24 protein-coding genes are annotated in these 22,442 nt (G+C 64.2%); 18 read left to right on the top strand and 6 right to left on the bottom strand.

Annotated elements, in window-relative coordinates:
* The first annotated feature begins 64 nt into the window (after nt 1-64).
* The 13 genes from ABIA90_RS22580 to ABIA90_RS22520 all read left to right on the top strand — a co-directional run bounded on the left by ABIA90_RS22580 (nt 65) and on the right by ABIA90_RS22520 (nt 10,194).
* On the top strand, nt 65-1,297 hold the full coding sequence (locus ABIA90_RS22580; RefSeq protein WP_063981311.1) for a flagellar hook protein FlgE: 1,233 nt from the start codon (nt 65-67) through the stop codon (nt 1,295-1,297).
* A 34-nt stretch (nt 1,298-1,331) separates the two neighbouring features.
* Nucleotides 1,332-2,807, top strand: a complete 1,476-nt coding sequence (gene flgK / locus ABIA90_RS22575) for a flagellar hook-associated protein FlgK (protein ID WP_071909975.1) — start codon at nt 1,332-1,334, stop codon at nt 2,805-2,807.
* A gap of 3 nt (nt 2,808-2,810) precedes the next feature.
* Nucleotides 2,811-3,857 carry a flagellar hook-associated family protein gene (locus ABIA90_RS22570; RefSeq protein WP_231143350.1) on the top strand — a complete coding sequence of 349 codons (1,047 nt, stop codon included), beginning with the start codon at nt 2,811-2,813 and terminating at the stop codon, nt 3,855-3,857.
* Between the two features lie 54 nt (nt 3,858-3,911).
* Nucleotides 3,912-4,256, top strand: coding sequence for a flagellar biosynthesis regulator FlaF (flaF, locus tag ABIA90_RS22565; protein WP_208069782.1), 345 nt, complete (start codon nt 3,912-3,914; stop codon nt 4,254-4,256).
* Nucleotides 4,256-4,675, top strand: coding sequence for a flagellar biosynthesis repressor FlbT (gene flbT, locus ABIA90_RS22560; RefSeq protein ID WP_354119344.1), 420 nt, complete (start codon nt 4,256-4,258; stop codon nt 4,673-4,675). The genes flaF and flbT overlap by 1 nt, the downstream gene beginning before the upstream one ends.
* 15 nt (nt 4,676-4,690) lie before the next feature.
* A complete protein-coding gene (flgD, locus tag ABIA90_RS22555; RefSeq protein WP_354119345.1) occupies nt 4,691-5,110 on the top strand; it encodes a flagellar hook assembly protein FlgD in 420 nt (139 codons plus the stop codon).
* Nucleotides 5,107-5,373, top strand: coding sequence for a flagellar biosynthesis protein FliQ (fliQ, locus tag ABIA90_RS22550; RefSeq protein ID WP_014492683.1), 267 nt, complete (start codon nt 5,107-5,109; stop codon nt 5,371-5,373). Before flgD ends, fliQ begins: the two co-directional genes overlap by 4 nt.
* A gap of 76 nt (nt 5,374-5,449) precedes the next feature.
* On the top strand, nt 5,450-7,531 hold the full coding sequence (gene flhA, locus ABIA90_RS22545) for a flagellar biosynthesis protein FlhA (RefSeq protein ID WP_071909981.1): 2,082 nt from the start codon (nt 5,450-5,452) through the stop codon (nt 7,529-7,531).
* Nucleotides 7,528-8,280: a flagellar biosynthesis protein FliR gene (fliR, locus tag ABIA90_RS22540; protein WP_063981318.1), complete on the top strand. Its 753-nt coding sequence runs from the start codon at nt 7,528-7,530 to the stop codon at nt 8,278-8,280. The genes flhA and fliR overlap by 4 nt, the downstream gene beginning before the upstream one ends.
* Nucleotides 8,281-8,285: 5 nt before the next feature.
* Nucleotides 8,286-8,705: a hypothetical protein gene (locus ABIA90_RS22535; RefSeq protein WP_354119346.1), complete on the top strand. Its 420-nt coding sequence runs from the start codon at nt 8,286-8,288 to the stop codon at nt 8,703-8,705.
* The gene (locus ABIA90_RS22530; protein ID WP_354119347.1) at nt 8,702-9,187 is read left to right on the top strand and encodes a rod-binding protein; all 486 of its coding nucleotides are present in this window, start codon (nt 8,702-8,704) and stop codon (nt 9,185-9,187) included. The genes ABIA90_RS22535 and ABIA90_RS22530 overlap by 4 nt, the downstream gene beginning before the upstream one ends.
* Nucleotides 9,188-9,226: 39 nt before the next feature.
* Nucleotides 9,227-9,739: a flagellar biosynthesis protein FlgN gene (locus ABIA90_RS22525; protein ID WP_354119348.1), complete on the top strand. Its 513-nt coding sequence runs from the start codon at nt 9,227-9,229 to the stop codon at nt 9,737-9,739.
* Entirely contained in the window at nt 9,736-10,194 is a 459-nt protein-coding gene (locus ABIA90_RS22520) for a hypothetical protein (RefSeq protein ID WP_014492689.1), read from the top strand. The genes ABIA90_RS22525 and ABIA90_RS22520 overlap by 4 nt, the downstream gene beginning before the upstream one ends.
* 122 nt (nt 10,195-10,316) lie before the next feature.
* Here the strand turns inward: ABIA90_RS22520 and ABIA90_RS22515 are convergent, their stop codons facing one another.
* Entirely contained in the window at nt 10,317-11,087 is a 771-nt protein-coding gene (locus ABIA90_RS22515; RefSeq protein WP_071909986.1) for a response regulator transcription factor, read from the bottom strand.
* An 817-nt stretch (nt 11,088-11,904) separates the two neighbouring features.
* On the opposite strand from ABIA90_RS22515, the gene ABIA90_RS22510 reads away from it, so the two are divergent.
* Nucleotides 11,905-12,831: a hypothetical protein gene (locus ABIA90_RS22510; protein ID WP_231143347.1), complete on the top strand. Its 927-nt coding sequence runs from the start codon at nt 11,905-11,907 to the stop codon at nt 12,829-12,831.
* A 14-nt stretch (nt 12,832-12,845) separates the two neighbouring features.
* Here the strand turns inward: ABIA90_RS22510 and ABIA90_RS22505 are convergent, their stop codons facing one another.
* Nucleotides 12,846-13,427, bottom strand: a complete 582-nt coding sequence (locus tag ABIA90_RS22505; RefSeq protein WP_208088486.1) for a MarR family winged helix-turn-helix transcriptional regulator — start codon at nt 13,425-13,427, stop codon at nt 12,846-12,848.
* 546 nt (nt 13,428-13,973) lie between these two features.
* Here ABIA90_RS22505 and ABIA90_RS22500 point away from each other — a divergent pair.
* On the top strand, nt 13,974-15,200 hold the full coding sequence (locus tag ABIA90_RS22500; RefSeq protein WP_354119551.1) for an MFS transporter: 1,227 nt from the start codon (nt 13,974-13,976) through the stop codon (nt 15,198-15,200).
* A 101-nt stretch (nt 15,201-15,301) separates the two neighbouring features.
* Nucleotides 15,302-16,189: a dienelactone hydrolase family protein gene (locus ABIA90_RS22495; RefSeq protein WP_304491251.1), complete on the top strand. Its 888-nt coding sequence runs from the start codon at nt 15,302-15,304 to the stop codon at nt 16,187-16,189.
* A gap of 58 nt (nt 16,190-16,247) precedes the next feature.
* On the opposite strand, the gene ABIA90_RS22490 is transcribed toward ABIA90_RS22495, so the two are convergent.
* Together ABIA90_RS22490 and ABIA90_RS22485 are read right to left on the bottom strand one after the other, a co-directional pair.
* A complete protein-coding gene (locus ABIA90_RS22490; RefSeq protein ID WP_354119349.1) occupies nt 16,248-17,516 on the bottom strand; it encodes a serine hydrolase domain-containing protein in 1,269 nt (422 codons plus the stop codon).
* Nucleotides 17,517-17,637: 121 nt separating this feature from the next.
* Complete coding sequence (locus tag ABIA90_RS22485; RefSeq protein WP_354119350.1) at nt 17,638-18,486, bottom strand: NAD-dependent epimerase/dehydratase family protein; 849 nt, start codon at nt 18,484-18,486, stop codon at nt 17,638-17,640.
* Nucleotides 18,487-18,629: 143 nt separating this feature from the next.
* On the opposite strand from ABIA90_RS22485, the gene ABIA90_RS22480 reads away from it, so the two are divergent.
* Nucleotides 18,630-19,385, top strand: a complete 756-nt coding sequence (locus tag ABIA90_RS22480) for an HAD family hydrolase (RefSeq protein ID WP_354119351.1) — start codon at nt 18,630-18,632, stop codon at nt 19,383-19,385.
* Nucleotides 19,386-19,409: 24 nt separating this feature from the next.
* On the opposite strand, the gene ABIA90_RS22475 is transcribed toward ABIA90_RS22480, so the two are convergent.
* Complete coding sequence (locus ABIA90_RS22475; RefSeq protein ID WP_354119552.1) at nt 19,410-19,817, bottom strand: nuclear transport factor 2 family protein; 408 nt, start codon at nt 19,815-19,817, stop codon at nt 19,410-19,412.
* Between the two features lie 98 nt (nt 19,818-19,915).
* Entirely contained in the window at nt 19,916-21,400 is a 1,485-nt protein-coding gene (locus ABIA90_RS22470; RefSeq protein ID WP_354119352.1) for a mannitol dehydrogenase family protein, read from the bottom strand.
* 146 nt (nt 21,401-21,546) lie between these two features.
* On the opposite strand from ABIA90_RS22470, the gene ABIA90_RS22465 reads away from it, so the two are divergent.
* Nucleotides 21,547-22,356 carry a FadR/GntR family transcriptional regulator gene (locus ABIA90_RS22465; protein WP_354119353.1) on the top strand — a complete coding sequence of 270 codons (810 nt, stop codon included), beginning with the start codon at nt 21,547-21,549 and terminating at the stop codon, nt 22,354-22,356.
* The last annotated feature ends 86 nt before the right edge of the window (nt 22,357-22,442 follow it).

Here is a 22,442-nt window from a genome sequence, read left to right as displayed (position 1 = left end):
ATCATCAGCTCCGCGCAAGCAAGAACCCGCATTGTAGATACAACCTGACAAAGGAGCCTACTTCATGAGCCTGTATGGTGTTATGCGCACCGGCGTTTCCGGAATGAGCGCGCAGTCCAACAAGCTGTCGACGGTTTCGGACAACATCGCGAACGTCAACACGACCGGTTACAAGCGGGCTTCGACGGAATTCTCGTCACTGATCCTGAAGAGCGGCTCCGGCAATTACGACTCCGGCGCCGTCGAGACGACGGTTCGCTACGCCATCAGCGACGCGGGACACACGCAGTTCACCACGTCGACCACGGACCTCGCCGTGCAGGGCAACGGCTTCTTCGTGGTGTCGAACGCCGCCAACACGCAGCAATATCTGACGCGCGCCGGCTCGTTCGTGCCGGACGCCCAGGGCAATCTGGTCAACGCGGCCGGCTACTACCTCCTGGGCCAGCCCGGTAAGGTGACCAATTTCTCGCAGAACAGTCTGTCCGGCATGCAGATCGTCAACATTGCCCAGGTTTCGCAAGTGCCTGTGCCGTCGACGGCGGGAACGCTCACGACCGGCAATCTGGATCCGAAAGCGGCTGTGATCGCCGGTCCGCCCGGGCCGGCGTCATATTCGTCGAAGAGTTCGATCGTGGCCTACAACAATATCGGCCAGGCCGTTACGCTCGACGTCTACATGTCCCACACGGCGACGGCCGCCGGCTCTGACACCTGGCAGCTTCAGGCTTACAACTCCGCGACAGGTGCGTCGGTTGGTGCCGCCACCACTTTCACCTTCGATACGACCGCAGCCGGCAAAGGCACGCTGGCCGCGGCGAGCCCGACGACTCTCGCCCTCACCGTTCCTGGCGGTGCGGCGATGAGCCTGGACCTGTCGAACATGACGCAGGTCGGAACCGACTTCAGCTTCAAGGCGACTGTCAATGGCAGCGTTCCATCGGCCATCGACAAAGTCGATGTCGACGATTCGGGCTTCGTGACGGCGATCCTCAAGAACGGTCAGCAGCTGACGCTCTACACCATCATGCTCGCCGACGTCGCGAGCCCCGACAACCTGACGCCGGAGCCCGGCAACGTCTATTCGACCAACATGAATTCCGGCAACGCGCAGGCCGGGAATGCCGGTACCGGCGGTCTCGGCACTGTCCAGTCGGGCGCGCTGGAAGACTCCAACGTCGACCTCGCGGACGAACTCACCGGGATGATCGAGGCGCAGCGCGGCTTCACCGCGAATTCGAAATCGTTCCAGACCGGCGCCGATCTTCTCGACGTCGTCGTCAACCTGAAGCGCTGAATCCTCAAGCGCTCATTCCGGGCAAGAGCAAATCATGTCCCTTACCGCCGCTCTCGACTCCGCTCGTGCGTCGCTCATGGCGTCGGGTATCCAGTCGTCGACGATCTCGCGCAACATAGCCGGTGCCAGCGCCGCCGGCTATTCGCGCAAGATCGCCGTGCTGGACAATCTCCCCGGGGCCGGCGTCTACGTGGCGGCGATCCAGCGCGCCGCCAGCTCGGGTCTCTATAATAACGTCCTGATCGCGACGTCTGGGTCCGCCAAGCAGAATGCGATCCTGGACGGTCTTCAGAAGATATCGGCCTCGACTGTGGACGATCCCGAACTTGGGCAGTCGCCGGCCGCCCAGCTCAACAAGCTGAAGCAAGCGCTCCAGCAATATGCCAACGCTCCGGACAACACCACGCTGGCGCAGGCGGCGGTCACGTCCGCCAAGGACATGGCGACCGCGCTCAACCAGGCCACCAAGACCGTGCAGACGGTGCGCCAGGGAGCGGACGCCGACATGGCGACTTCGGTCGGGAATATCAATCAGCTCCTGACCCAGTTCGATAAGGTCAACACCGCGATCGTGAAGGGGACGATCGCCGGCGACGACGTCACCGATTATCTCGACCAGCGCGACAACATCGTCTCGAAGATGTCGCAGGAGGTCGGCGTCTCGATGACGCTGCGCGCCAACGGCGACGCGGCGCTCTACACCGACAGCGGTGTCGTGCTGTTCGACAAGACGGCGCGCTCGGTCAGCTTCGCGGCGACCAACATCTATACGCCCGGGACCACCGGAAATGCTGTCTATATCGACGGTGTCCCGGTTACCGGCGCCAATTCCGTGATGCCGATCAAGACCGGCAAGCTCGCTGGCCTCGCCCAATTGCGCGACAACGCCACGGTCACGTATCAGAGCCAGCTCGACGAGGTCGCACGCGGCCTTGTCGAGTCCTTCAAGGAGGTCGACCAGTCCGGCGCCGCGCTGCCCGACCGGCCCGGCCTCTTCACCTATCCCGGCTCACCCGCGATGCCCGCAAGCGCGACCGTCTCGGTCGGCCTGGCCGGCTCGATCAGCGTTGCCGCGTCGGTCGACCCGGCCCAGGGCGGCAATCCCAACCTGCTGCGTGATGGCGCGATCAGCGGCAACGTCGCCTACAGATACAACACCACCGGCAATGCCGGCTACTCGACCAGGCTGCAGCAGCTGATCGGCAACATGGATGCGTCGCAGCCGTTCGATGCAACCACGCAAGGCAAGCCGAGCGGCAGCTTGATCGACTTCGCTGCGTCGTCGACGAGCTGGATCGAAAACCAGCGCAAGGCCGCGGACGACAACGCCACCTACCAGAACACGCTGCTCGACCGCAGCTCCGCGGCGCTGTCGAACGTCAGCGGCGTCAACATGGACGACGAGATGTCCTTGATGCTTCAGGTCGAACGTACCTATTCGGCGTCGTCGAAGATCATCTCGACCGTCGACCAAATGTTGCAGAGCCTGCTGGCCGCCGTGGGGAATTAAGTCATGATGAGCGCCAACTACATCTCGACCCTGATGCTGTCTTCGTCGTTGAGGTCCTCGATCACGAACAATCAGGCCGCGCTGACCAAGGCCTCGAAGGAAGCCACCACCGGCCGCTTCGCCGATGTCGGCCTCGAGCTTGGTGCCACGACGGGAAGCGACGTCACGCTGCGGGCGGACCTGAGCTTCGCCGATCAGCTCGTCGATACCAACGGGCTCGTCTCGGGGCGCCTGGACACGACGCAGAACCGGATCACCCAGCTGGGCGCAACCGCAACCTCTTTCCTCAAGGACCTGATCGCGGCCCGCAGCACCGACGGCGGCGGGCGGATCATCCTGCCGCCTGCGTCCGCCAACCTCCAGGATCTGATCGGCGCGCTGAACGTCTCCTATAATGGCTCGTATCTCTTCTCGGGGGTCAACACGCAGAACACGCCGATCACGGCTTACACCGCGGGTTCGGCCAGCAAGAACCAGGTCGATGCCGATTTCCTTGCGACCTTCGGCTTCTCGCAATCCTCGGCCAGCGTGAGCACCATTACCCCGGCCCAAATGCAGACCTTCCTCAACACCACCTTCGATGCCGAGTTCGCGAGCCCGGCCTGGAACACCAATTGGTCAACGGCCACCGACCAGACCATGCAAAGCCGTATCTCCACGACCGAGATCGCCGATACGTCCGTTAGCGCCAACCAGATCGGCTTCCGTAGGCTCGCCGAGGCCTACACCATGATGGCGGATCTTGGGAACGCGAACCTGAGCCAGGACACGTTCCAGGTCGTCGTGGACAAGGCCATCGGCCTCGTCGGTAACGCCATCACTGACCTCGCTACGCTCGGCGGCGGCGTCGGCACGGTCCAGCAGCGGGTCACCGGCGCCACCGAAAAGCTCAAGACGCAGCAGGACATTCTGAACAATCAGATCGTCAAGATGGAGGCCGTCGACCCGACGGAGGCCTCGGTCCGGGTCAACACCCTGCAGACCCAGATCAAGACGGCGCTGTCGCTGACGTCGCAGCTCCAGCAGATCAGCCTGATCAACTATCTCTGAGCCGGGGTCTGTAACTTTGTCTTGTTGTTCGGTCTCCTGCGCAGAGTGGTTCTGATGACGTTTGAAGCCTATGAAGCGGTCGTCGATGATAGCGCCTCTGAGGCGCGGGGCCGCGAGCGGCAGGCGCTCAGTCTCGGCATCGACCGGCTCGAGCGGGTCCAGGGCGGGCGCTTCAGCTTCGAAGATCTGGTCGAGAGCCTGCTCTATGTGCGGCGGCTTTGGACGATCTTCATCGAGGATCTCGCCCATCCGGAAAACGCACTCCCGGAAAAGCTGCGCGCCGACATCATCTCGATCGGTCTGTGGGTCGTCAAGGAAGCCGATCGGCTTCGCGAGGAGAAGTCGAACGACGTGATGCAGCTCATCGAAATCAACCGCCTGATCCGAGACGCCCTCTGATGAAAATATCCTTGCGGGCGGGTGAGCGGATCTACGTCAATGGCGCAGTGCTGCGCGTGGACCGCAAGGTCTCCGTCGAGCTCGTCAACGACGTGATGTTCCTGCTCGAAGGGCAGGTCATGCAGGCTTCCGACGCCACTACGGCGATGCGGCAGCTCTATTTCATCGTCCAGCTCATGCTGATGAACCCGACGGATATCGGCGCCGCAGTCGCGCTCTACGGAGAGCACCACGCGGCCCTGCTCGCGGTTTGCGAGAGCCGCGAGATGCTCGACGGGCTCGCCGCGATCCATGAGCTGGTCCGTACGACCCGCTATTTCGAGGCGCTCAAGCGGATCCGGGCGCTGTTCCCGGTGGAGGACGCAATCCTGGCCGGCCTGGCCGGCGCCGCCGCCGAGATCCCATTCCAGGCTGCCTGACAGCGGAGAGGCTACATGAACGTCACCAGCGCGACCGACAGCACCAGCAAGTCCAATGCGACCGATTCCACGAAGAACACGGCGAGCAACACCGTCGACTACAATACCTTTCTTCAGCTCCTCGTCGCCGAGATGAAGAATCAGGATCCGACCAATCCGATGGATACCTCGCAATACATGAGCCAGTTCGCCCAGCTCTCGACGGTCGAGCAGGCCATGCAGACCAATTCGAAGCTGGATGCGCTGCTGTCGTCGCAGTCGCTGTCGCAGGCCAACGGGCTGATCGGAAAGACCGTCAGCTTCACCGACGCGACCGGCGCGAACTTCAGCGGCAAGGTCGTCTCGATCTCCATCAACAACGACGGCTCCATCGCGACCCTCGAGAACGGCACGAAGGTGGCGGTCGGGCCCGGCCTTACGATCAGCCAGTCATGAACGAGCGGGACGCCCTCGACATCGTCCAGGCGGCGATCTGGACCATCATCGTCGCCTCCGGCCCCGCCGTTGGCGCCGCGATGCTTGTCGGCACCGCCATTGCGCTGATCCAGGCGCTGACCCAGGTCCAGGAGGTGACGCTGACCTTCGTGCCGAAGATCATCGTCATCCTCCTGGTCGTTGCTGTCTCCGGCTCCTTCATCGGCGCCCATCTCTCCACCTTCACCGAGATGGTCTATTCGCGGATCGAGCACGGCTTCTGATCCGCGAGAGCCCGGCCACCACCCTCGCGTAAGCTTTGCACGGCAGATTGCGGGGCGGACCCTCTGCCGGTGACCCATGGCCGATACATTAGCTGCTAGCCTGCCGACCCCGCGACGATTGGGGGCCGACGCCTTTTTCGCGGGCGGTATCGTGGCCATGCTCACGATCCTGTTCCTGCCAATACCGCCGATCCTGATCGACCTCGGCCTCGCCTTCTCGATCGCGCTGTCCGCGCTGATCCTGATGGTCGCGCTGTGGATCCAGCGGCCGCTCGATTTCTCCGCCTTCCCGACCGTGCTGCTGATCGCGACGATCCTGCGGCTGGCGCTCAACGTTGCGACCACTCGTCTGATCCTGTCGCGGGGCGGGGAGGGCGAACAAGCCGCGGGTCACGTCGTTGCCGGCTTCTCGAAGTTCGTCATGGGCGGCGACTTCGTCATCGGTCTGATCATCTTCGCGATCCTGGTGACGGTGAATTTCGTCGTGATCACCAAGGGCGCAACGCGTATCGCCGAAGTCGGCGCCCGCTTCACCCTGGACGCCATCCCGGGCAAGCAGATGGCGATCGACGCCGACCTCTCCGCGGGCCTCATCGACGACAAGGAGGCCCAGCGCCGGCGCCGCGAGCTCGAAGAGGAAAGCGCGTTCTTCGGTGCAATGGACGGTGCCTCGAAATTCGTCCGCGGCGACGCAATCGCCGGCCTGATCATCACCGCGATCAACATCTTCGGCGGCATCATCATCGGCGTGACGCATCACGGGCTGACGCTGTCGCGCGCCGCCGACGTCTACACCAAACTCTCCGTCGGCGACGGTCTGGTAACGCAGATGCCGGCACTGATCGTGTCGCTGTCGGCGGGCCTGCTGGTCTCCAAGGGCGGCACCAGGGGGTCGGCGGAGCAGGCCGTGCTGAGGCAGCTCGGTGGCTACCCGCGCGCGGTGTCGGCGGCGTCGTTGATGATGTTTGTGCTCGCCTTGATGCCTGGGCTGCCGATGGCACCCTTCGTGCTGCTCGGCGGCGCCATGGCCTTTGTCGGCTACTCGCTGCCGCGGCGGCAGGCGGCGCGGGAAAAGAAAGAGCATGCGCGCAAGGCCGACGAGCGGGCCCAGGCCGATGCCAAGGAATCCGTCAAGGAATCGCTCAAGACCGCAGAGATCGAGGTGTCGCTCGGCGGCCATCTGTCGGTCCATCTGCTGGGCGCGCGCACCGAGCTTGGGCACCGGGTCAGCAAGCTCCGCAAGAAGTTTGCCAAGCAATACGGCTTCGTCATTCCGGAGATCAAGCTCAGCGACAATCTGTCGATCGATCCCAAGGGATACCAGATCCGAATCCACGACACGCGTATCGCCCATGGCGAGCTGCGGCTCGGCGAGGTGCTGGTGCTCGTCGACAAGGACGGAAAGCCCGACGTTCCCGGCGAAGAGGTGATCGAACCCGCTTTCGGCATGAAGGCGCTGTGGGTGACCGAGGCGTTCACCGACGAGGTCAAGCGTCAGGGCTGCAAGCCGGTCGACAACCTGTCGGTGCTGCTCACGCACTTGAGCGAAGTGCTCAGGGCAAATCTCGCGCAGCTGCTGTCGTACAAGGACATGCGCGGCCTGCTCGACCGTCTCGATCCCGAATACAAGCGCCTGGTCGAGGATCTCTGCCCGTCGCAGATCTCCTATTCGGGCCTGCTGGCTATCCTGAAGATCCTGCTGGCCGAGCGCGTGTCGATCCGCAACCTCCATTTGATCCTGGAGGCCATTGCCGAGATCGCACCCCATGTGCGGCGCTCCGAGCAGGTCGCGGAGCATGTGCGGACGCGACTTGCCCAGCAGATTTGCGGCGACCTTTCCGACAACGGTGTGCTGAACGTCGTCCGCCTCGGCAACCGCTGGGACCTTGCGTTCCACCAGAGCCTGAAGCGCGACGCCAAGGGCGAAGTCTTCGAATTCGACGCCGATCCTCGCCTGATCGAGCAGTTCGCAACCGAAGCCAGCGCCGCGATCCGAAAATTCACCGAGAACGGCACCAGCGTGGTTCTGGCGGTCACCCCCGAAGCCCGCCCCTATGTCCGGATGATCCTGGAGCGGGTGTTCCCGACCTTGCCGGTCCTGTCGCATGTCGAGGTCGCGCGCAGTGCCGAGATCAGGGCGCTGGGAGCCATATCGTGATCAGCGGGCTTGCCGATAGCGTGCTGGTCACGTTCATCGTGTTCTGCCGCATCGGCGCCTGCCTGATGCTCGTGCCTGGCTATTCCAGCGTCAACGTTCCGGCCCAGGTTCGCCTGTTCGTCGCGCTCGTCACGACGTTTGCGCTGACGCCGATCCTGATCTCGGTCCTGAAACCTCTCACCGACAACGCCGCGCCGCTGACGCTTGCGCTTCTGATCTGCTCCGAGCTCGTGGTCGGCAGCGTCATCGGGCTCGGCGGGCGCGTGTTCTTCCTCGCGCTGCAGACCATGGCGACCGTGATGGCGGGCGCGATCGGGCTGAGCAACATCCCGGGAACGCCGGTCGGCGACACCGATCCGGCGCCGGCTCTGGTCCCGCTGATCATGGCAGCCGTCACCACGCTGTTCTTCATGACCGACCAGCACTGGCAGGTCCTGCGCGGGCTGATGAACTCCTACGACGTCTGGCAGCCCGGCAACAGGATCGGCGGCAGCATGGCGCTCGAACAGCTCGTCAGCCGCCTGTCCGAGGCGTTCGTGCTGACGCTGCGGATCACCAGCCCCTTCATCGTCTATTCGGTCATCGTCAACCTCGCGGTCGGCCTGATCAACAAGCTGACGCCGGCGATTCCGGTCTATTTCATCTCGGTGCCCTTCGTGCTGTTCGGCGGCTTCCTGCTGCTCTACCTCACCAGCGACGAGCTCTTGACGCAATTCATGCTCGGCGTCTCGTCGTGGCTGGCGGAGTGATGGTCATGACGTCGCGCGCGGACAAGCTCGGCCGGATGGTCTCGCTCGTGAAGCTTCAGCTCCGGCTGTCCGAATGGCAGCTCGCGCGTCTGCGGCAGCAGGAGCGCAGCTTGCAGGACGAGCAGGAATGGCTGGTAGGAACCCTCAACGAGGGCAAGCCGCCGGCGGGCTCATCGAGCGATTCAATCGCGCGGCGCCTGAACAGGACGAGCGCCGGTGCGCGCGCGGTCCAGGCGCAGGCGTCGCAGCAGCTCGACCAGGTCCGCGCGGACACCCGCCGTGTGAAACAGCTCGAGCAGGTCGCGAAGGCCGCGCTCGCAGACAAGCTTCGCGACGCGGAGGCGCGCTCGCTCGAAGAGATGACGGGAATAAGCCCCGCCGTGCGTGACTGGACGCCACGGCCAGCCAGCCGGAACAAGACATGATCGTGACAGCGACGCCCGACCTCGTTCTCGATGTCCTCGATGCCGCCGACCCTGTGACGCAGCGGGCGGCGACCGCGAAGCTCGATGCACTGAAATCGTCGGACGCCGATTTCGCCGCCACCATGGACGCGGAGGTCGGCAAGGCCAAAGCGGCGAATGCCGATCAATCCGCGGCGCAGGCTGCCGAAGTGCAGCAGCCGGGTGCGGTGAACGGGCCGCCGGTGCGGGTGATCAAGGCGCCCGCATCCGGCGAGGTGTACCGGAAGTTCGAGGCGTTCATTCTCCAGACATTCGTCGAGACGATGCTGCCGAAGGAGTCGGAGGAAGTCTTCGGCAAGGGCACGGCCGGCGGCGTCTGGAAGTCGATGCTGGCAGAGCAGCTTGGTGCTCAGCTGGCAAAGGGCAAGGGCATTGGCATTGCCAAGCAGCTCGCCGCTGCGCAACCGGCGGGGCCCGGCGTTACGGAAAAGACCGGATCATGATCCGGGAATGGGTGACAGAAGTTGAGGGGTGAATTTCCTATGCAAGCACAAGAAGGTGCGGCGGTCCTGGTGGTGGAGCAGCCGGTCGTGGACGCCGAGGCGATGACGCTGGAAGCGGCAGAAGGCGATGTGTTCTTGCCTGCGCTGCTGCCGAATCTCGGCAGTGACGTGGTGAACGACGGCACCGACGTGGCGAGATCGGACGAGGTGCGTGGCCTGCTGTCTGCGATCCGCCGGCTCGAGAACATCGTCGAAGAGGAGACGGTCGCGCTCTCGACGGGCAAGAAGATCGATTTCGACGACTTCAGTGCCCGGAAGAGCCGGAGCATGCTCGAATTCGTCCGCTTGATGCGGGCACGGATGCATCTCGGCAACGAGGTCGAGATCACCGAGGAGATCCAGCGGTTGCGCGAGAAGCTCGAGCGAAACCGTTCCATCCTCGAAATGCACTACGATGCAGTGCGCGAGGTCGCGGCCATCATCGTCAAGGCGATCAAGGAAGCCGAGTCGGACGGCACCTATACCGGCCGCACAGCACAGGACGGAAAATGATCAGACTCGTGCTGGCCGGGCTCTGGGTATGCATCCTCACCGCGGGCACGAGCTATGCCGTGGCCTATTGGAAGGAAAACGGCAGCCTGCTGCCGGCGAAGGACGAATATCTCGACGGCCTTCAATACCAGAAGACGCGGGCGCTGAGCGTGCCAATGGTCGAGGGCGGCAGCGTGCAGGGCTACATCGTGGCGCGCTTCGTCTACACCGTTGAGGCGCGGATCATGCACCAGCTCAACGTCCCGCCGGAGCCGTTCGTCGTCGACGAGGCCTTCCGCAGGATCTATGCCGACGACCGCCTCGATTTCAGGAAGCTCGCCCGTTACGACCTTTCCATCCTCACGACGGCCATCAAGCAGCGCGTCAACGAGCGGATGCAGGCCGACGTCGTCCAGGACGTCCTGGTCGAGGACTTCAACTATGTTTCAAAGGAAGAATTCCAGCAGAAGCCGTAGCTGTCGCCGCGCCGGCATCGCGAGGCCGCTGTTCCGCCATCCCTGCCGCTGAAAGTGCAACGGCCTCTGCGAAGGGTACTCCGCAGAGGCCGTTGTCGTTTTCGTGGCGGTGCCCTGCCGCGTTAGTTTCCGGCCGGGTACGCCGCCGGGGCGACATGTGCCCTGTTCAGGAGGATGCCGACCTCGTCGAGTTCCTGCATCGGCACGTCGATGGTCTCGCCGGCCGGGATGTTGAGGCGGTATCCGACGTAGCGCCGGGCCACGATCGCGTCGAAGCCGAGGCGGTCGCGGAGTTTCTTGCGCAGCTTGCTGACGTGGCTCTCGATCACGCTCTCGTCGAAGGTCGACTCGAAGATGCCGTAGACCGCGTTGAAGATCTGCGTCTTGGTGATCCACTTGCCGTGGTTGCTGACCATATATTCGAGAATGCGCAGCTCGCGGCGGGGCAGGGTGAGAGCGTGGCCCGCGATCTCGGGGTCACGTCCGTTGAAGAAGACCTGGATCCTGGTCTCGCAGGGCCTCGGTAGCTCGCCCACCCGGCGGCGCGCGATTGCGGCCGTTCGGGCGAGGATCTCGCGCAGGTGAATCGGCACGTGGACGACGTCGTCGACGCCCGATTCGAACAGCTCAAGCGTGTTCTTGAGCATCTTCTGGCCGCTCATGGCGATGATGGGCGCCGAGGAACGCTTGCGCATCGCCCGTGGCAGGCTTCCGCGGGCATCGCAGTCCCCGAGGAGAAAGGCGTCGACCGCCGCCAGATCCGGTTCGCTCGCAGATTGCAGCCAGTCCCAGAATTCTCCGGAGGAGAAGCCGATCGACGATACACCTTCGCGAACGAGCCCTCCAACGTAGCTGTTCGTGACGCTCTCGCGATCATCAACGATAATATACATTAGTCTTTCGCCCCTGTTTCGCACTTGTTGCGGCCGGATGGTTGTTGTGATGCCCGGCTCGGCAACCATGCTGTTTGACGATATTTCCATCCCGCGAACCGTTATTATGGTTTCGATATTCGCGGGCAGCCCTACGCATTCAGTGCCTGCGTGTGCAGGCCTGCTACTTCGACTCGATACTGAACGCTTACTGCGTGAGGCTCGGCGGGTGTCTTACGGATCACCTCGCGGAGCGGATTGAGACAGACCTAGAACAGTTGCGCCAACTTGCCGATTGCGTCCGAACGCACCTGAACCGTGTCGATCTCCTCGCCAACTGGCGAGAATCACTTGAGTAGGACCGTAACAATTGCCGATTTCCGATCAAGCGCGCGCAGCAAAGCGGTTGCTATGCGTGTTTGATGCTGTTGATTCGTTTCTGGTTGTTTCTTTGTATGTTCGATCGCATCAGTTGATTTGGTAATCGAACTAGTTTTGCACCGTAGCGTTTCTAAAGTTCCGCATCCCCGCGTAATCACAGCTGTTTTGCGCGGTGCTGCGGGTCATGCGCATAGCGGGGTTTTCAACCCGGGATTGACTCTCCTGCTGGTGTTTCCCCATGCGACAATTCGACTCATGTATGGCGAGGCGACTCCAGCTTGGCGAAATCTTGGCGAGTGTGTGTCTTTCGAGTCGCACTCTCGCCACGTCCATGACGCTTTTGACTCATGCGACGTCGCATCGGGCGCGATGAAAAGTTTTCGCTGCGCACGTTTCAGGCAAGCTTCGGCAAATAACTTCACCGTTCGATAGATCGAACCGAACGGAGCATTTTCACATGTTGTCCGATGGACAAGCTCGTCCCAACGCGACCGCTGATGTTTCCGCGGCGGCGAAGCCGGCTCCGGATGCGCGCGATACAAGCACGACACAGACGGCCAAGCCCGCTGCAAGCGCGAAGCGTGTGTCGGCAGCGGCGAACGACGAGACTCTGGCGAAAGAGGCGCTCGAGGGCCTGAAGCGTATTCGCGCCAAGGCGCGCCTCGACAAGATGGCGATACCGAAGCCTGCGCCGACCGTGATGAAGCCGGCCGTGATCGTGGCCAAGCCGCCGCCGCCGCGTCCGACATGGGTCGCGCCGCTCGCAACATTGGCGGTCGCTGCGATCCTGGTGGTCTGTGCCTGCACCGGCGTGATCGCCTATCTCACCACGCAGCCCGCCCAAAGCAACGTTGCCGCCAATACGGAGATCAGGAATCTGCGCGAGACCGTCGCGCTGCTGCGCAAGCAGGTGTCGGGCGTGTCCGAAAATCTCGACGGCCTGCGCACCGCGGTCGATCAGTCGAGCAAGGCGACCAACGATCGCTTCGGCAGGTTCGCCGAGAATCTCGACCGTATCGAGCGGGTGAGCTCGTCCTCGACGGTGAAGCTGGACAAGCTCGCCCAGGCTCAGGCCCAGGCACCGGCGGCCGTTGCCTCGCAGCCGCCCTCGCAGACGATGCCGATGATGGCCTCGGTTGCCGCGCCCGAGATCACGGGTTCGGTTCCTCCGTCGGCGCCGCGCAAGGTGGTCAAGGGCTGGTCGGTCCGCCAGGCCTATGAGGGAATTGCGATCCTGCAAGGTCCGAACGGCGTCATCGAGGCCGTGCTTGGACAGCAGGTACCCGGGCTTGGCCGCATCGAAGAGATCAAGAACGAGAACGGCCGTCTGGTCGTGGAGTCCAGCGGTGGCGTCATCTACTCGTCACGCAAGGCGACGCCGTGATCGAGGGCCGCCTCCTATTGGCGATGATGCTCGAAGCTGGTGCATAGCAGATCGATCTCCGGCTCCGCGATCGGCGCGCGAAACAGGCGGCAGCTGAACTCGGCGGCGCCGGGCTTGCCGTCCGTGGCGGTGCGATCCTCGCGCAGGAAGATGCATCGCTTGCAGACGTCGGTATGGTGCCGCTGCTCGGCCGCGTCCGCCTGATCGAGCACGTGCCGGAGCGTGTCGCGAAAGCGGATCTTGGCCTCGTCGTCGAGGACGGCGATCGGCTCGAGGAGAACGCTGATGGGGTCGCGCACCAGGAACTTCTTGCCCTGCTGCGTCACGCTCAGCGTCACCGATCGCTTGTCCGTCGCGGACCGCTTTCGCTCCAGATATCCGAGCCGCTCGAGCTCGCCGATGATGAAAGAGGCGGTGCCGCGGGTGGTGCCGACGTAGCTCGCGAGCGCCGAGGGCGTTCGCGAGAAACGGTTGGCGCGGGACAGAAAGCGCAGGGCCATCCATTCGCGGTCGCGCAAGCCATGCTTGGTGCCTTCGAACCACAGGATGCGGGCCATCTGTCCCAGCAATTCAATCGCTTCGCGAGCTAAAATCATTTCAGTTCCAGGTCGGACAAGCTTTATTCAATTGAGCCTTTGGTAGCGCAATCTGGGTGGACGAGAATGAAAGTTCTCGGGCGATTCTTCGTCCGTTGCCGGATGGAGGGACCGCGCTCGGGAAGTTGCATCCGTTGTGCAGATGGAACTTCCGGCCGTGGAACTAGAGCGTCACACAGAAAGTTCGAGTAAATCGCACGGCTCAACTCTTCTGAAAATTTCAATCAAATCACGAGAGCTTGCGCGTGAATTGACGGTGATGTGCGACGCCTGAGCAACATGATGTGTCATTGTCGCCACTGCGAAGCCCATTTGTTGCGGCCTGGAGTTTCGAATACGCAAAAGGGCGCATCACCGGCAACGCCTGGCGATGTGGCTGGCCGGAAGAGAACCCTCTCTTTCGGTTAATGGATGTTGCGACGCAATGCAGCCAGACGGTTAAGTCCGGCAAACGAGCGAATCCAGGGAGTCAAAGTGTCGTTGGGAATTGAGCAAGCGGCGCCGTTCAACGTCAAACGAGCAGCATTCGCAGCCACCATCGGCAACATGCTCGAATTCTACGATTTCATTACCTACAGCTTCTTCGCCATCCAGATCGGCCATACCTTCTTCCCGACCGGAAGCGAGTACGGCAGCCTGATGCTGTCGCTGGCGACGTTCGGGGCCGGCTTCGTGACGCGGCCGATCGGCGGGATCGTGCTCGGCATCTATTCCGACCGGATCGGCCGGCGGCCCGCCATGCTGCTGAGCTTTGCGTTGATGGGAGCTGCTATCCTGACCATCGCGCTCTCGCCGTCCTATCGCATGATCGGCGTCGCCGCGCCCATCATCGTGATTGCGGCGCGCATGGTGCAGGGCTTCGCCCTCGGCGGCGAGGTCGGACCGACCACCGCCTATCTTCTCGAGATTGCCCCGCCCGAGCATCGGGCGCTGGTCGTGGCATGGCAGCCGGCGAGCCAGGAGATTGCGGCGACCGCCGGCGCGCTGGTCGGCGTCATCCTGAGCACGACCATGGCGCCGGAGATGCTGGACTCCTACGGCTGGCGGGTGGCGTTCCTGATCGGGGCCGTCTGCCTGCCGTTTGGGTTCTGGATGCGGCGGACACTGCCCGAGACGATTCCGCATGCCGATGCCGGTGTCGCAGCGAAAGAGCGCACGGGTCACCTCTCGCAGGCCCGGCGTCACCTCGGCGTCATCGCGCTGGCCTTGATGATCCTGGCCAGCGGCACGATCTCGACCTATGTCACGCAATATATGACGACCTATGCGCAGAATACCCTGCACGTGTCGTCGACACTGGCTTTCGCCGTGTCGCTCGTCAGCAACGGCATTCAGTTCGTCGGCGCACTGGTCGGCGGATGGCTCGCCGATCGTCTCGGCCGCAAGCCGATCATGATCTGGCCGCAGCTCGCAACCCTCCTGCTCACCTATCCGACCTTCCTGTGGATCGTCCATGCACCGGGCGCGCTGTCGCTCCTGATCGGCTTCGGCGTGCTGTCGATCATCGGCTCGCTGCCGTTCACCGCGTTCTATGCGACCTTCACCGAAGCGCTGCCCCAGAACATCCGCGGAGGCGTGTTCGCGACCGTCTACGCGGTGGCGATCGCGAGCTTCGGAGGTACGGCGCAGCTCGTGGTCACCTGGCTCCTCCACGTCACCGGCAATCCGCTGGCACCGGCCTGGTACCTCCTGCTTGCGGCGATCGTCGGACTTGTCGCAATGAGCCTGATGCCCGAAACGGCGCCGGTGAAAAAACGTCAGGGCCTGGCCTGAACGCGGACATGCTCGCAGGCTGGTGATTTGCGTTTCGCCGGCAATTATCGGCGAATGCGCCGCCTGAGGAATCAGGGCCAAGCATCAGGAAGGATCGACCGATGAGCTTCGAAACCACCATGACATCCGACGTCGTCGGGCTGACGAAAGTCGCCCCGGTCTCGCGCCGCGGATTCATGAGCGCCACCGCGGCCGTCGCTGCCGGCTACACGCTTGCGGCCGGTCCGGTCCGTGCCGAAATCATCACGACAGATACCGGCGGCCTCCAGGCTGGCGACGCCAGGATCAAGGTCGGGTCCGAAGAGATGCCTGCCTATTTCGCTCGCCCGGCCGGCAACACCAAGGCGCCGGTGATCATCGTGGCGATGGAGATTTTCGGCCTGCACGAATACATCAAGGACGTGACACGGCGCCTCGCCAAGCTCGGCGCATTCGCGGTCGCGCCCGACTATTACTTCCGCAAGGGTGTCGATCTCACCAAGGTCACCGACATCAAGGATCTGCTGCCGGTCGTCAATGCCAAGCCGGACGCCGAGCTGCTGTCCGATCTCGATGCGACGGTGGCGTGGGCGGGATCGCAAGGCGGCGACACCACGAAGCTCGGCATCATCGGCTTCTGCCGGGGTGGCCGCAATGTCTGGGAATACGCCGCCCATAGTGGCAGCCTCAAGGCTGGTGTCGCGTTCTACGGTGCGCCGGTCGATCCCGCCAATCCGGTGTGGCCGAAGAGCCCGCTTCAGCTCGCCCCCGAGATGAAGGCGCCGGTGCTCGGCCTCTATGGCGGCGCCGATACCGGCATTCCCGTGGCCCAGGTCGAGCAGTTCAAGGCGACGCTCGAGCAGGACAAGAAGATCGCCGAATTCAAGATCTATCCGCAGGCGCCGCACGGCTTCCATGCCGACTATCGCGGCAGCTATCGCAAGGATGCGGCGGAAGATGCCTGGAAGCAGGCTCAGGCCTGGTTCAAGAAGTACGGCGTGTTGAGCTGACGCCAGATTCGCAAAGGGCGGCCTGAGCGGCCGCCCTTTCTATTCCAGCGCGCCGGTCTTACTTCACCATCGCGCCATAGACGATGTCCTGCACCTGCTCGCGATAATATTTCCTGAGCTCGCCCGGCGCCGCCGTTCCCACCACCACGACGAGACGCTCCTTGGGATCGCAGAAGAACTGCGTCCCGTAGGCGCCGTTCCAGGTGAACTCGCCGGGATTGCCGGGAACCGACGACAGCCCTTCGCTGGTCCGGACCGCGACCGCGAGACCAAAGCCGAAGCCGGCGCGATGCGGCTCGATGTTCGCCACGTTGTTCTTGATCTCGGGACCGAGGTGGTTGGTCGTCATGTGATGCACGGTCTTCGGGGAAAGAATGCGCTGGCCGTCGAGCTCGCCGCCGTTGAGCAGCATCTGGCCGAAGCGGATGTAGTCGCCCATCGTCGCGAATGAGCAGGCGCCGCCGCAGTCGAACTTGGTCGGGGTGTCCAGCAGCTTGATGGCTTGCGGCTTGCCGGTCAGCGGATCGTTGGCAAACGGGCGGGCGAGGCGAGGGCGCTGCGCGTCGGTCGGGTGGAAGGTCGCGTCCTTCATGCCGAGCGGCTGCCACACATTGGCGGCGAGATAGTCGCCGAGCCTCTGCTCGCTGACCTTCTCGACGACGGCGCCGAGCACGTCGATCGAGAAGCCGTATTCGAACTCGGTCGAGGGCTGATGTGCCAGCGGCAGTTTCGTGATGCGGCCGATGAAGGTCTCAGTGTCGCCTTCCACCGCCGGGGCGACGCCATCGGGGTATTGCCGCGCCACCGGGCTCGATGAGTCGGGGCGGCCGCCATACATCAATCCGGACGTATGCCGGTAGAGATCGTGGATGAAGATCGGGGAGGCCTGCGGTTCGAGCTTGAGCGAGCCATCGGACCCGGTCGCGCCGACCTTCATGTCGGCAAAGCCGGGATAATAGTCGGACAGCTTGGCCTGGAGCGGCAACTGGCCTTTCTCCATCAGCGTCAGGCCGGCGACCGCCGCCATCGGCTTGGTCATCGAGGCCAGCGCGAAGATCGCATCGACCGGCATCGGCGTGCCCTTGTCCGGATCGAGCATGCCGTAAGCCTTGTAGTGCACGAGCTTGCCGTCCCGCGCCACCGCGACGACGGCGCCGGGGACGCGCTTGGCGGCGATCTCGCGCGCGAAGAAGCTGTCGAGCCGCGCGAGACCCTGCTTCGAGAAACCGGCGTCATCAGGATTGGCTTCGGGCAGTGGTGCGGCGCGCGCCGCACCGAACGTGATGACGGCAGCCGCCGCCGCGATCATGGCGATCGTCTTGTTCATTGCATCCTCCCAAGGCGAGCTCGTTCTGCGGTGGCTCGCTGAGCGCTTAGATCACGACTGCGCCAGAGCGAAGTCAACCGCGGGCGAGGCATGTCTGGGGCGCGTTGGAGATAACAGGAACCTATCGTCCTTGCCCGGTGCGCCACAACGCATCCAGGCCATGCCGATAGGTCGGATGGGCAAGCGTGACACCGAGCTCGTGCTTCAGTTTCGCGTTGGAGACCCGGGCACTGCTGGCATAGAAGCTGCGGGCCATCGCCGACATCTCGGCGGTCTCGAACGGCTCTTCGGGAGGTGGCGCAAGGCCCATCACTTTCGCCGCATAAGCGATCACATCCTGCGGCGGCGCCGGCTCGTCGTCGCAGACGTTCCATGTGCCGCCGTCACCGTGCTTCACCGCCGCCATGATCGCGCTCGCGATGTCGTCGGCGTGGATGCGGTTGAACATTTGCCCCGGCTTGATGATGCGCCGCGCCGTCCCCGCCCGCAGCGTCACCAGCGCGTTGCGGCCGGGCCCGTAGATGCCCGCAAGCCGCAGGATCGCGACATCGCCGCGCGCCGCGGCGGTCCAGGCTTGCTCCGCCGCAACGCGCGTTCGCGTGCGGTCGAGGGTGGCCTGCGGCGGCGTGCTCTCGTCCACCCAGCGGCCTGCGTGATCGCCGTAGACGCCGATGGTGGAGAGATAGACGATCTTCCGCCGCCGGCCCGCGAGCGCGTCGCCAAGGGCCGTAACTGCGGGGTCGCCCGCGCTGCCGGGCGGGATCGATATGAGAAGGACATCGGCGTCGCGCACTCTCTCGATCACCTCGCGCGCCGGACTGCCGCCGGAAAAGGCGTGCACCTCGATGCCGGCAAGGTCGTTTCGCGCCCCGGGATCGCGCACGGTGCCGGCGATATGCGAAAAGCGGCCGCCGAATTGGCCGACGAAATGCCGGGCACTGTAGCCGAGGCCGAGGATGAAGAGCCGCATGCGCCTGCCGTGCTGGAGTTCCCGCTCGCGCGAGCTGCGCGCCGTTCGCTCATAAGGGATTTTTGGGTCCGGCAAAAGATATTGCAATTTTACTCGCCGGCCAGGGCAGGCGATGCTCGCGTGTCAGGAGGGAGGCGTCGGTCATGCAGGCAGAAGCGCCGGCCGCAGTGCCATGCGGTGCCGCGGAGTTGATCAGGCGCGCCGCCGCGCTGATCTTCGATGTAGACGGCACGCTGGCCGAAACCGAGGAGCTGCATCGGCAGGCCTTCAACCATGCCTTCGTTCGCCACGGTCTCGACTGGCAGTGGGACCGGGCCGTCTACAAGGAGCTGCTGCGTGTCACCGGTGGCAAGGAGCGCATGCGCGCCTTTCACGCGAGGCTGCAAGTCCCGCCGCCATTGCCGGATGCGGATATCGCAGCCCTTCACCGCATCAAGACCGCGCATTACGCCGTGCTGATCGAAACCGGCTGCTGTCCCTTGAGGCCCGGCGTGGCCGATCTGCTCGCCGCCGCGAAGTCCCGCGGCCAGCGGCTCGCGATCGCGACTACCACCTCGCACGGCAATATCGATGCGCTGCTGTCGCAAGCGCTGGGAACGCGCTGGGCGGCGGATTTTGATGCGGTCGTCGCCGGCGACGATGTCCGCCACAAGAAGCCGGCGCCGGATGTCTATCTGGAAACCCTGGCGCGGCTGAAGCTGGGCGCAGCCGACTGCGTCGCGATCGAGGATTCCCGCAACGGTCTGATCGCGGCCTCGCGGGCGAACATTCCAGTGCTCATCACCAGAAGCATGTTCTTTCGGGACGATGATTTCAGTGCGGCGCAGGTCGTGCTGGACGATTTGTCGGAACTCGGGGGCTCAAAACAAAAAACTGAAAAACAACCCCATGCACAGTAGATAGCGCCGGCCGGGCCGCCGCGGTCAGTGGACGCGGTGGCTCATTCTATCGTCTTCAGCCTGCTCGACAATCTGCGCGATCGGGCTCGACTGGTGGTGCACCAGCCGCCAGCCGTCGCCGACACGCCGAAAATGGTTGGCCGCGGCCAAAGCGGTGCCGTCGACGATCTCGATGCAGAGCACGCGCGCGCTGTCGCCGTCGACGATCGCCTGCGGTTCGGCGCAAACGATCTGCGGCCGTTCCGGATTTTGCAGGATGTCGCGCCAGCTGCCGATCACCGTGGCCCGGCCGATGATGGCCGGCCAGCCGGGATGGATGCAGGAAATGGCGTCGTCATCCGCCCACATCCGCTCCATTTCGTCGAAGTCGCCCGTTGAAAAGGCGGCGTAGAAGGCCGCGTTCGCGGCGATGACCTTATTGTCCTTTGCCATGCCTCTCGGGTGGGGCAATGGCAGGCAAAAATCAAGCGCGACTTCCGTTCGACTTTGCGTTCGATTTGGACCGCAGTGCAGCATTGCCTGCTTTGTGGTCACGCCGAGACAGATGTCTCCACCGCTCGCCGCGCACCATCCTTATAAAGACGGCCGAGCGCCGTGGTCACGGCCTCGCGCAGGCGCGGCTCAGTGCCCAGCGGTCCGAACACTTTCTCGACCCCGAGCAATGCGGGCGCGAGCCGTTCGGCGACGGGACCCGCCTCGCGCGCCAGCGCGGCGAACTCGGCGGCGAGCGGATCTCGAACGTCGATGGCGCGGCCCTGCTCGTCTGTCGCGGTGACGTAACGCATCCAGCCGGCCACCGCGAGCGCATGCGTCGCGATCGGCAGGTCTTTGCGCAGGCGATCCTGCATCGCGCCGAGCAGGCGCTGCGGAAGCTTCTGCGAGCCGTCCATCGCGATCTGCCAGGTACGGTGATGCAGCGCGGGGTTGGCGAAGCGCTTGAGCAGCGAGGCGCGATAGGCGGCGAGATCGGTGCCAACAGGCATCGTCAGCGTCACCGCGGCCTCTTCCATCACCTGCGCGGCGAGACGGGCGAAATGCGGATCCAGCATGGTGTCGGCGATGGTCTCGTAGCCTGCGAGATAGCCGAGATAGGCCAGCGCCGAATGGCTGGCGTTGAGCAGCCGCAGCTTCATCAGCTCGAACGGCTTGACGTCGGTGACGAGCTCGACACCGGCGGCGGCGAAATCGGGCCGCCCCGCCGTGAAGCGGTCCTCGACCACCCATTGCGTGAACGGCTCGGTCATCACAGGCCAGGCGTCGCGCATGCCGAGCGCGTTCGAGACCGCATCCCGGTCGGCGTCCGTCGTCTCCGGCACGATGCGGTCGACCATCGTCGATGGGAAGGCGGTACTATCGGCGATCCATTTGCCGAGGTCCTTCGAGCGGAGCGCGGCGAACTGCGTCACGATCCGCTGCACGGTGTGGCCGTTGGCGGCGAGGTTGTCGCAGCAGAGCACGGTGAAGGGCGCCAGCCCCTGTGCGCGCCGGCGCGCCAGTGCAGCGACGATGAAGCCGGGTGCCGAGCGCGGCGCGTCAAAATTGTTGAGATCGTGCACGACATCCGGATGGCGCTCGTCGAGATCGCCGGTCTGCGGCGTGTGGCAATAGCCCTTCTCGGTAACCGTCAGCGAGACGATGCGAATGGCGGGATCGGCCATCCGCTCGACCAGTGCTGCCGGCTTCTCGCGCGCGACGACACTGTCGAGCAGCGCGCCGATGACGCGGTGTTCGGTGCCTTCGGCGGCACGTACGGCGACAGTGTAGAGATGATCCTGCGGGGCGAGGGCGTCGCGCGTATCCGGGCTGCGCAGGCTCGCGCCGACGATGCCCCAGGACGAGCCGCCTGCGGCAAGGCAGTCGTCGATGACGACGGCTTGGTGCGCGCGATGAAAGGCGCCCAGGCCCAGATGCACGATGCCGGGCGTAACGCGCGAGCGGTCATAGGCCGGGCGGCGGATGGCGGACGGCAGCCGGTCGAGATTGGCGCGGCCAAGACGCGTTGAATTATAGCGCATGGTCGTCTCTCCCTGTGTTTGGCCGCTGCTTGACATGGCGCCTGTCCTCGGTCAATGCTTCGGTCAATTGGTAAGACCAATTTTCCAAAATTGGCGGGCCGCCGGGACGCGATGCTTCCCGGCGAGACCCTTTCGGGGAGGCCAGCGTGCCGCTGGAAGCTGTGGAGGCGAGACGGCTTTACCGCCAGGTCGCCGATCAATTGCGAAGCCTGATCGACAGCGGCGAGTACGCGGTCGGCAGCCGCTTGCCGACCGAGCGCGAGCTCGCCGAGCAGCTCAGGATCTCGCGGCCGACGGTGCGCGAAGCCCTGATCGCGCTCGAGGTCGAGGGCCGTGTCCGCATTCGCGTCGGCTCCGGCATCTATGTGACCGAGCCGGCGGACGCCGCGCCTGCGCTTCCGGCCGCCGGCATCGAAGGCCCGTTCGAGCTCTTGCGCGCTCGCGAATTCCTGGAAAGCGCGCTCGCCGAGCAGGCCGCGCGCGTGGCGACCAAGGACGATATCGCCCGCATCGATGCGTCGCTTGTCGCGATGGAGAATGTCGAGCATCCCGGCGAGGCCTCGATGGTGCACGACCGTGCCTTTCACGTCGCGATCGCCGGCAGTCTCGGCAATGCCGTGCTGGTGCGCGTGGTCGGCGAGCTGTTCGACCAGCGCCTCAATCCCTATTTCGCGCAGCTTGCGCATTACTTCGAGAGCCCGGGCACCTGGCGCACCGCGCTCGACGAGCATTGCGCCGTGCGCGACGCGATTGCAGCGCATGATCCGGACGCCGCGCGCGAGGCCATGCGCAAGCATCTAGCGCGCTCGCAGGAGCGCTTTGCGCAGAACTTTGGTGCCGAGACCGCCGCGGGATCGCCCGCGGAGCGGGGCCGGATCGCGCGCACGCCGGCGAAACCGGCAAAACCAAAACGCGCGAAGACGCAGGCCAAAAGCGGCAGCGTGCGGCGACGATGAGATTGGGCGGCTCGTCCCGGTTTTTGGGGCGGGCGAACAAGAAGCAGACTTTAGTCAGTGGAGGATAAGTCAGTGTTGAAGAAGAT

The organism is Bradyrhizobium sp. LA6.8 (genome assembly GCF_040547935.1).
In the GTDB taxonomy this organism is placed as follows: domain Bacteria; phylum Pseudomonadota; class Alphaproteobacteria; order Rhizobiales; family Xanthobacteraceae; genus Bradyrhizobium; species Bradyrhizobium barranii.
This window is presented reverse-complemented; position numbering and strand designations above follow the sequence as displayed.

Coding starts and splice junctions, on each gene's coding strand:
- ABIA90_RS22580 (WP_063981311.1), top strand. CDS start 65: ATGAGCCTGTATGGTGTTATGCGCACCGGCGTTTCCGGAATGAGCGCG.
- flgK (WP_071909975.1), top strand. CDS start 1,332: ATGTCCCTTACCGCCGCTCTCGACTCCGCTCGTGCGTCGCTCATGGCG.
- ABIA90_RS22570 (WP_231143350.1), top strand. CDS start 2,811: ATGATGAGCGCCAACTACATCTCGACCCTGATGCTGTCTTCGTCGTTG.
- flaF (WP_208069782.1), top strand. CDS start 3,912: ATGACGTTTGAAGCCTATGAAGCGGTCGTCGATGATAGCGCCTCTGAG.
- flbT (WP_354119344.1), top strand. CDS start 4,256: ATGAAAATATCCTTGCGGGCGGGTGAGCGGATCTACGTCAATGGCGCA.
- flgD (WP_354119345.1), top strand. CDS start 4,691: ATGAACGTCACCAGCGCGACCGACAGCACCAGCAAGTCCAATGCGACC.
- fliQ (WP_014492683.1), top strand. CDS start 5,107: ATGAACGAGCGGGACGCCCTCGACATCGTCCAGGCGGCGATCTGGACC.
- flhA (WP_071909981.1), top strand. CDS start 5,450: ATGGCCGATACATTAGCTGCTAGCCTGCCGACCCCGCGACGATTGGGG.
- ABIA90_RS22535 (WP_354119346.1), top strand. CDS start 8,286: ATGACGTCGCGCGCGGACAAGCTCGGCCGGATGGTCTCGCTCGTGAAG.
- ABIA90_RS22530 (WP_354119347.1), top strand. CDS start 8,702: ATGATCGTGACAGCGACGCCCGACCTCGTTCTCGATGTCCTCGATGCC.
- ABIA90_RS22525 (WP_354119348.1), top strand. CDS start 9,227: ATGCAAGCACAAGAAGGTGCGGCGGTCCTGGTGGTGGAGCAGCCGGTC.
- ABIA90_RS22520 (WP_014492689.1), top strand. CDS start 9,736: ATGATCAGACTCGTGCTGGCCGGGCTCTGGGTATGCATCCTCACCGCG.
- ABIA90_RS22515 (WP_071909986.1), bottom strand. CDS start 11,087: ATGTATATTATCGTTGATGATCGCGAGAGCGTCACGAACAGCTACGTT.
- ABIA90_RS22510 (WP_231143347.1), top strand. CDS start 11,905: ATGTTGTCCGATGGACAAGCTCGTCCCAACGCGACCGCTGATGTTTCC.
- ABIA90_RS22505 (WP_208088486.1), bottom strand. CDS start 13,427: ATGATTTTAGCTCGCGAAGCGATTGAATTGCTGGGACAGATGGCCCGC.
- ABIA90_RS22500 (WP_354119551.1), top strand. CDS start 13,974: ATGCTCGAATTCTACGATTTCATTACCTACAGCTTCTTCGCCATCCAG.
- ABIA90_RS22495 (WP_304491251.1), top strand. CDS start 15,302: ATGAGCTTCGAAACCACCATGACATCCGACGTCGTCGGGCTGACGAAA.
- ABIA90_RS22490 (WP_354119349.1), bottom strand. CDS start 17,516: ATGAACAAGACGATCGCCATGATCGCGGCGGCGGCTGCCGTCATCACG.
- ABIA90_RS22485 (WP_354119350.1), bottom strand. CDS start 18,486: ATGCGGCTCTTCATCCTCGGCCTCGGCTACAGTGCCCGGCATTTCGTC.
- ABIA90_RS22480 (WP_354119351.1), top strand. CDS start 18,630: ATGCAGGCAGAAGCGCCGGCCGCAGTGCCATGCGGTGCCGCGGAGTTG.
- ABIA90_RS22475 (WP_354119552.1), bottom strand. CDS start 19,817: ATGGCAAAGGACAATAAGGTCATCGCCGCGAACGCGGCCTTCTACGCC.
- ABIA90_RS22470 (WP_354119352.1), bottom strand. CDS start 21,400: ATGCGCTATAATTCAACGCGTCTTGGCCGCGCCAATCTCGACCGGCTG.